The organism is Planococcus soli, assembly GCF_016881065.1.
Classification (GTDB): Bacteria; Bacillota; Bacilli; order Bacillales_A; family Planococcaceae; genus Planococcus; species Planococcus soli.
The window spans coordinates 1-650 of sequence record NZ_WXYN01000006.1; the positions used below are offsets into that span (position 1 = coordinate 1).

Annotated in this window: 4 tRNA genes and 1 rRNA gene; all 5 read left to right on the plus strand. The window is 48.2% G+C overall.

Going from position 1 to position 650, the window contains the following annotated elements:
• Positions 1–66: 66 nt before the first annotated feature.
• A 5S ribosomal RNA gene (rrf, locus tag GJB59_RS02290) occupies positions 67–182 on the plus strand.
• A gap of 11 nt (positions 183–193) precedes the next feature.
• Positions 194–268, plus strand: a tRNA-Asn gene (locus GJB59_RS02295).
• Positions 269–273: 5 nt separating this feature from the next.
• A tRNA-Ser gene (locus tag GJB59_RS02300) sits at positions 274–363 on the plus strand.
• Between the two features lie 25 nt (positions 364–388).
• Positions 389–463 (plus strand) — tRNA-Glu (locus tag GJB59_RS02305).
• Between the two features lie 7 nt (positions 464–470).
• Positions 471–546: transfer RNA gene (locus tag GJB59_RS02310), tRNA-Val, on the plus strand.
• The last annotated feature ends 104 nt before the right edge of the window (positions 547–650 follow it).

Consider the following 650-nt stretch of genomic DNA (forward strand, 5'->3'; position numbering starts at 1 on the left):
TCACAAAAAGCTTGTAAAAACCTGTGAGATTGGTATAATAAATCTTGTCTTTCAAAATAAAATTAGTCTGGTAATGATGGCAAAGAGGCCACACCCGTTCCCATCCCGAACACGGCAGTTAAGCTCTTTTGCGCCGATGGTAGTTGGGGGTCTCCCCCTGTGAGAGTAGGACGTTGCCAGTCTGATTAATTATTCCGAAGTAGCTCAGTGGTAGAGCACCGCACTGTTAATGCGATGGTCGTAGGTTCGAGTCCTACCTTCGGAGCCAATTTTGGAGAGCTGTCCGAGTGGCCGAAGGAGCATGATTGGAAATCATGTAGGCGGGCAACCGTCTCAAGGGTTCGAATCCCTTGCTCTCCGCCAGAAGATAAATTTTCCAAATATATATGGCCCCTTGGTCAAGCGGTTAAGACACCGCCCTTTCACGGCGGTAACACGGGTTCGAATCCCGTAGGGGTCACCAATTTCATGGAGGATTAGCTCAGCTGGGAGAGCATCTGCCTTACAAGCAGAGGGTCGGCGGTTCGATCCCGTCATCCTCCACCATTTTACTTTTACATAGAAACAGCGCAGTTAAGAAAATGCAAATGTAATTTGTGGAATTTAATAGTATTATCGCGGGGTGGAGCAGTTCGGTAGCTCGTTGGGCT